Source organism: candidate division KSB1 bacterium (assembly GCA_034506395.1).
Taxonomy (GTDB): Bacteria; Zhuqueibacterota; Zhuqueibacteria; order Thermofontimicrobiales; family Thermofontimicrobiaceae; genus Thermofontimicrobium.
Map to the genome: position 1 here is coordinate 316 of JAPDPQ010000066.1, position 6,276 is coordinate 6,591.

Here is a 6,276-nt window from a genome sequence, read left to right on the forward strand (position 1 = left end):
ATTTTTTGTTTTTATCCGTTGGCGTCTTATCATCCGTTGGGAATTTTAGAGTTTTATATTACAACTTTCACATGATAAATTCCAGCTTGCTGAAGCGGGATGACATTTCCACTGATCTTTTTATCATCAATAAATATTTCTCTTACTCCACAAGTTTTTTTATCGGGATTATGAATTGAAATTTCATAGATCGCTTCACGAAATTGACGGGTGATTCGGACTTGCTGCCAATGAGGTGGAATACACGGATTAATTTCCAATCCTGAATGCACAGGTCTCACGCCGCAGATCGCCTCCAGTACGATGCTGAACAGCCAGCCTGCCGAGCCAGTGTACCAGCTCCATCCCGCCCGACCGTAGTAGGGCGAATCTTTGCCATCGATGTTGCCTGGGAGACAGTAGGGTTCGGCCATGTAGCGATCGGCGTTCTGCTGGGATTGCAGGATGGGATTAAGTTTCGATAGAATCCGAACTGCGTCATCAGACCAGCCCAGTTGCGCCAGCGCCAATACGCCCCAGGTGGCGGCATGGGTGTAAACGCCGCCATTCTCCCGCAACCCTGGCGCATAACGGGTGAGGTAGCCGATGAACGGATCGGACTTCTTGAAGGCGGGATAATAGAGCATCAGGCCGTTATCCGTCTCCAGATGTTCCAGCATGGCTCGGGCAATTCGCTCCCGCCGCTCGCCTTCAGCTACGCCCGAGATGATGGCCCAGGTCTGGGAATTGAGATAGATTTTGCATTCGTCTTGCGAGGGATCACCGATGGGCGTGCCATCGTCTTTGGTGGCGCCGAGGTACCACTGACCGTTCCATCCGTGGGTGTTTAACGCCTGCTTCAGTTGGGCAGCCCGATCCCGATACTGTTTTGCCAGCTCTGGATTTTTCAGCGGACTGTATTGTTCCAGAATCTCGGCCCAGTCGATCAAAATTTTGTAGAGGAACATGCCCAGCCAGATGCTCTCGCCTTTCCAGTCCAGTCCCACGGCGCTAAAGCCATCGCACCAATCGCCCGCACCAATGAGCGGCAAGCCTCGTTCGCTGAATCGCCCCAGCGCCACAGCGATGGCTCGGGTGCAATGCTCCTGGAGCGTAGCCTCGCCCTGATCATAAAACGGAACGGCTTCTTTCAGACAGGAATAATCGCCGACCTCCAGCAAATAGCGGTTGAGCATGAACGGCAGCCAGAGGAGATCGTCGGTCATGTCCGTGGGATGCCCCTGCTCGGTGATGGGATGCCACCAGTGGAGCACCGTGCCTTTTTCAAATTGATGGCGGGCATTGAGCTTGATGTGCTCCAGCATCCGAGGCGGATCGATGGGCAGCCAGACCTGCTGGGATTGCAACTGATCCCGAAAGCCATAAGCGCCCGATTGCTGGTAATAGCCTGTCCGAGCCCAGAGGTGCGCCGAGATCACCTGGTATTTGAGCCAGATATTGGTCAGCAGATCCAGCGCAGGATCAGGCGTTTCGATATGAACCCGCTGAATGATGTCCTGCCAGAAATCCTTCACCTTTTGCAATTCGACCTCAGCTACTTTGGTCTGGCAATATTTTTGAATGATTGGCACCACCTGTTCAGTTTCAGCAAGGCCATTGTGGCGATCGGCCATGCCAAGGACAAATACGATGAATTTCTCCTCACCAGGTTGCAGCAGGAAATCTGTCGCCAACGAAGCCACGGCATCCTCGAAGCGTCCCTGCGTCGCAGAAAATTTCCCGCTGCGAATGCCTTTGGGGTTTTGGAATGTGCCGTGCCGCCCGATGAGCGCATCTTTGCTGGTGTCCCAGCCGCTCACGGGTGCATTGACCGCATGAAATCCGATGAATGGCCATTCGGTGTTCCAGTGGCCTCGGCTCGTGGGCACTTCCCAGAGCGTTTTGGTGGCAAGAATGGCGTGCAATTGTGGCTGAAAATTGGTTTCGATAAACAGCTTGTGAAATTCACGATGATTATCAGGACCTGCTCCTAAATTCCATTCCAAATATGAACTGAGCTGCAAATGCTTTGGCTGGGTACTTTTATTTTTAATTTTACAAATCCAGATTTCCACGGGCGCATCGATGGCGACGAACATGGTCCACTCGGTGGCCAGATCATTAAACTGTTGTTCAAAAATTGTATAGCCAAGTCCATGGACAACTTGATATGTTTGATATTCGGCCTGAACAGGTTGATATGCCAAAGAATAAAATTTATCGGCATTGAGATCCCGCAGGTAGAGCCACTTGCCCCAATCATCCCGAATGAGGTCCTGGTTCCAGCGGGTGAGGCGATTGAGGTTGACATGGGTTTTCCAGCTAAAGCCGCCGCCCGCCTGACTGACGATCATGCCAAAATCCCCATTGGAAATGACGTTGGTCCAGGGCCGTGGCGTATCGGGCCGAGTGATGATAAATTCACGTCCATCGTCAGAGAAATAGCCATATTTGTTTTCGAAAGAACCGTACCGTCGTGCTGCAGTGTCCAATTGTGATTCTCCTACTGTTTTAATTGTTGAAGGTGCTTTACAAATCGCTAATTCCGCTAATTAATCGAATTTCGCCAATTAGCAAAATAATAATATTCCTCACGGATGGTAAAACAGCCACGGATGATTTAAAATTCCAAACCTCAAACTAGAAAATTCAAATAAACTTCAATGTTCAATTCAAAATTCCAAACCTATTGGATTATTGGCAATTGGAATTTGAAAATTATTTAGAATCTGTTTTCTGAAATTTGGAATTTTATCAGTTGGGTTGTTTCTATCCGTTGGAAAAGAATTCAATTTGATATTACCTATCTTATTGACAAATACATGGTCATTTCGAGCGAAGCGAGAAATCTGTTTATCAAACGAGATTATATTAAAATATGCAGATTCCTCACTCCGCTTCGCTCCGTTCGGAATGACACGATTTTGATTAATTTGACTACGTTGGATCAAATCAATTAATCCGACCAAATCTTAATCCAAAAAAAAATTTTTATCCGCTAAAATTCAACCTTATTTCAGACAAGTCATCTTCCCTCGAAACATCTCATGACCCAATCGAATCTGGTAAAGATAAACCCCCGAAGCCAACCCATCGGCGTGAAACACAATCTGATTGCGACCTGCGGGAAAAAATCTCCCATTTATGCTGACCACGGGTTGTCCCAACAGATTCAGAATTTCATAGCCACCTACCATCGCCGTAGGCAAGTCGAATTCGATCCTGGTCGTGGTATTGAATGGATTGGGGTAATTGCCCAGCAAACTCGCTGATCGAGGCATGGAATCTGTTTCCAATACCGCACTGAGTAGCTCTCGGGGAAGATCTTTGGCCTGTACTCGTTTGAATAAAATTTCATGGGCGGCATCGTTGAGGTGGATGCCATCGCCGCAGTCGTATTGCGGTTTGATGGTGCCGTTCGGCTGCGCCAAGTCGTTCCAGAAATCGATCGCATATTGGCCGAACCGTGCAAACGTCGAATCTCGCATCTCCATCAAATTTTTCCTGCCAGCTTCGCTCAAATTGCGTGGCTGCGTGGTGGCGATCCAGACAGGGACACTGTTGCGACGAGCGACAGCCAATACGGTATCATAATTCGCCAGTTGTTCGGCAACGCTATAACCAGAAGTAGCGTCGTTGGATGGCAGATTGATGATGATCGCATCGGGCGCAAGCGACAGGGCATAAGTAATATTGCGCTGCGGATCGGGCTTGGGCCGATTGGCTGGTGTGGCCTGGCCTGTGGGCAGAATATGGTAGGTGGTATAGCCACCTTTGGCCAGATTGTCCACCCGATGGTTGGCATTTTCTGATTTCAAAAATGCCCGATAGCGATTGACCCAGGCGTTGCGCTTATCGGTGGGACCTGTTCCTTCAGCCGTAGAGGAACCCAGCACCACAATGTGGACGGCGCTTTGCAGATCGCCAGGTGCCTGACCCATCATGCGAAAGTCATCCAAAAACAGCACGCCCGTGGCGGATTTGGTGTCGGTGAGGAACAGGCTGGCCGATCCGACAAAGGCAAAGGCAAAGCCCCGAATCTTATTCAGGTCGAGCCGACCATTGCCCGAAATTCCCAGCGGCGATTGCAGCCACTTGTCTTTTTCGAGCGCCCCGATATCGCTCTGCCGCAGAGGAAGTTCGATCTGCCGCCAGCCTGGTGCTGAATCGAGCACGTCGAGATCCAGCAGCCAGACCTCCACTTCCTCGGAGCGATGGGCAGTGTCAGGGGCATCGCTCGCATCGTAAAAATAGAGCTGCAATTTGATATTGCCTGGCTTCGAGGACGGCATAGCGTTGAAATATGAGAAGCGCAGGCTCAAATAAGGCGTGAGGTCCCAGACGCCAGTGGAGTCGGGATGCCAGAATTCCATGCGTGCCCAGATGCCAGCGAAGGAATTGGCCTGCACCTGCCATTGGCAACGAAATGCGCCCTGGCCTTCGAGCAGCGTGTCCTGCGAGACGCTAATGGTGAGCGCATTTCCTGGCGATCCAGCCAGAATTTGGTAGCGGTTGGAATCTGAAATATTGTCGAAAGAATCGATGACCAGTTGGGCTGGGAGAGTGGCTGGAAGGCAAACCACTGTTAGAATGAAAAAGATAGCCGACCAATTTTTATGATTGTTCATGATTCAAACCTAAAAAACAAACTTTCTCCTAAAAATACGACATCCCCCCTGGCTCCCTACCCGCCGATTGTCGGGTGCTCCCTTCGGTCGCTTCAATGGGGCGAATTTGGATAGCTGAGAGCGGGGGATTAACGGGGAATTATCCTGATCATTTGTTAATTTTGCAGTATGTCATCTGTCATTGCGAGGAATGAAATGACGAAGCAATCTCATAATTACTGATAGTTGAGAGATTGCTTCTCCGCCAAAAGGCGGATCGCAATGACAGCACTCTATGAAATTCTCATTCATGATAAGTGGAAGATCAATCAAATGCGTTTTTACTAAAAGCTTTTGTCTCTATTGCCTTCAAAGGAATTTAATTCACCAGCAACATCTTTTTGATGGCGGTAAATTTGTCCACCCGAAGTTGGCAGAAATATATGCCGCTGGCAAAACCAGTGCCGTCGAACGCTATTGAATGCTCGCCCTGGGATTTTGTTTCATCGACCAGGGTTGCCACTTCCTGGCCCAGGATATCCAGAATTGTAATTTTCACCCGAACCGATTCTGGGACGTAGTAGCGAATGACCGTCGACGCATTGAACGGATTGGGATAGTTCTGATAAAGCACAAAATTCGTTGGCGGCTGGGATTGTTCCTGCTGTACTCCGCTGATGGTGACAAATCCCGCCTGTTTCAGTCCTCGCTGGATGTCTGGGTTTTGCATGAAAACTTCCCAGACTTTGCCGTTGAAATAATTTTCGATCATCAAGACAAATGGTCCCTGGTCGATGCCGATCACAATGGGCGACCACCAGTTTACCGTCAAATTAAAGGCATCGCAGAAGCCGTATTTCATCCAGATGCTAAGGCGATAGGTGTCGTACATGTATTTCAGCGCTGGGATGCAGACCTCGGGCGCAAATGGGATGGAGCCACCTGGAGCGGTGGGGGAGATGGTGCCATCATCGTTCTGGGCGGGCGGTGCGCCTCGGGCTTTGTAGCCGTTATAGCCGTCGCTGGCTGTAATACCCCAGACGTTTTCGCCATACCCTTTGAATTTGCCAGGATTAGCGATGCAATACGCTCGTTGCGCTAACGTTGCCCGACGGGAATTTTCGAAATAGGTGATGCCTTTATTTTTCATGTAGGCATCCTGGATATTCCGAAAGTCGATCCAGCAATGGGAATACTGGTGGCCGAACAGCGGCGGAAAATTCACATACGAATAACCGTAATGTGTCTGCCAGGAATAGCCGCTGGTCCAGGCGCTCCAGATGGAGGAGGGTGCAGGATGGGTCGGCGAACCCAGCGCCAGGATGTTCATGATCATGGCTTCGTTGTAGCCCCGCCACCAGGCATTGATAAAGCCCGTCTCAGGATGCCATCCCAGGGTGATGTTGGGCTGAAAGTTCCGCATCCATTGCCAATCGACCCGATAGTAAATGGAGTCAGCCAGTGCCCGAATGGAATCCTCCTTGGCCTGATTTTCATTGAAGTACTGTTTGGCATAGAGAATTCCCGCCAGCAGCAATGCCGTGTCAATCGAGGATAGCTCGCAGTTCCAGGTGCGCAGGGCGGTTTTCATGTCCAGAAAATGATAAAAGAAGCCTTTGTAGCCGATAAAACCCTGAGCCTCTCGTCCCTGCGGTTTGGTCCAAAACGTTTTCAACGTATTGAGCACCCG

At 49.9% G+C, this 6,276-nt stretch carries 3 protein-coding genes; all 3 read right to left on the bottom strand.

Annotated elements, in window-relative coordinates; all coding sequences use genetic code 11:
* Positions 1 to 53 precede the first annotated feature (53 nt).
* The gene (locus ONB37_20125) at positions 54 to 2,471 is read right to left on the bottom strand and encodes a glycosyl transferase family 36 (GenBank protein MDZ7402470.1); all 2,418 of its coding nucleotides are present in this window, start codon (positions 2,469 to 2,471) and stop codon (positions 54 to 56) included.
* Positions 2,472 to 2,990: 519 nt separating this feature from the next.
* On the bottom strand, positions 2,991 to 4,607 hold the full coding sequence (locus tag ONB37_20130; GenBank protein ID MDZ7402471.1) for a GDSL-type esterase/lipase family protein: 1,617 nt from the start codon (positions 4,605 to 4,607) through the stop codon (positions 2,991 to 2,993).
* A 358-nt stretch (positions 4,608 to 4,965) separates the two neighbouring features.
* Positions 4,966 to 6,276: T9SS type A sorting domain-containing protein (locus ONB37_20135; protein MDZ7402472.1), on the bottom strand; the 1,311-nt coding region annotated here is incomplete at its 5' end.